1 pseudogene is annotated in these 907 nt (G+C 77.4%); it reads left to right on the top strand.

Annotated elements, in window-relative coordinates:
• Nucleotides 1-907: pseudogene (locus H0488_RS23435) on the top strand (hypothetical protein); the annotation flags it as partial.

Below are 907 nucleotides of genomic sequence, written 5' to 3'. Positions count from 1 at the left end.
GTGGCTACCTGCGCCACCTGGCGGGCGTCCGCGCCGCCGTACGGCGGGCTGCGGCCGACCAGCGCCGGACGCTCGCCTGGCTGCACCCCGGTCCCGCAGCGCTCCCCGCCGTCGCCGCCGACGGCTCGCGGGTGTGGGAGCGGGGGCCGGACGACCCCGCCTTCCTGCAGGTCCGGTACGGCGGGTGCGCGCAGCCGCTCTCCGTCGAGCTCACGGCTCCGGACGACCTCGACGCCGACGACGCCGACCCGGCCGCGGTAGCCGCGGTCCGCCGGCTGCTGGACACCCATCGCACCCTGGCCGACCTGCCGGCCGCGGTCGACCTGCGCAGGTTCCACCGGATCGCCGTGTCGGGCGACCCGGCGACCGCTCGCGGTCTGGTGCGAGCGCTGGTGTGCTCCGCGGCGGTGCTGCACTCCCCCGACCACCTGACCGTCGGCGTGCTGACGACCGACGAGACCATCGACGAGTGGGAGTGGGTCAAGTGGCTCCCGCACGCCCACAGCGCTGACCGCACCGACGCGGTCGGCCCGGCCCGCCTGATCAGCTCGGCGGCCGTCGACCTCGCCGCGCTGCTGCCGGCCCTGGGCGAGCGCGCCCCGTTCGGCCGGGCTGCCCCGCCGACGAGTGCCCAGCCCCACAGTGCCCAGCCCCACAGTGCCCAGCCCCACAGTGCCCAGCCCCACAGTGCCCAGCCCCAGCTCCCGCACGTCCTGCTCGTGGTCGACGGCCCGGGCTCCGCACGCGGCGTGGTGCCGCCGGACGGTCTGCGCGGGGTGACGGTCGTCGAGGTCGATGCCGCGGACGAGCCTCCTGCGACCGGGGTCGTGCGGTTCGAGACGACCGGCACCACCGACACGAACCGATCCGGCCGAGCCGGCGGAGCCGGCGGAGCCGGCGGAGGCGC

Source organism: Nocardioides pelophilus (assembly GCF_014180685.1).
In the GTDB taxonomy this organism is placed as follows: Bacteria; Actinomycetota; Actinomycetes; order Propionibacteriales; family Nocardioidaceae; genus Nocardioides; species Nocardioides pelophilus.
This window is presented reverse-complemented; position numbering and strand designations above follow the sequence as displayed.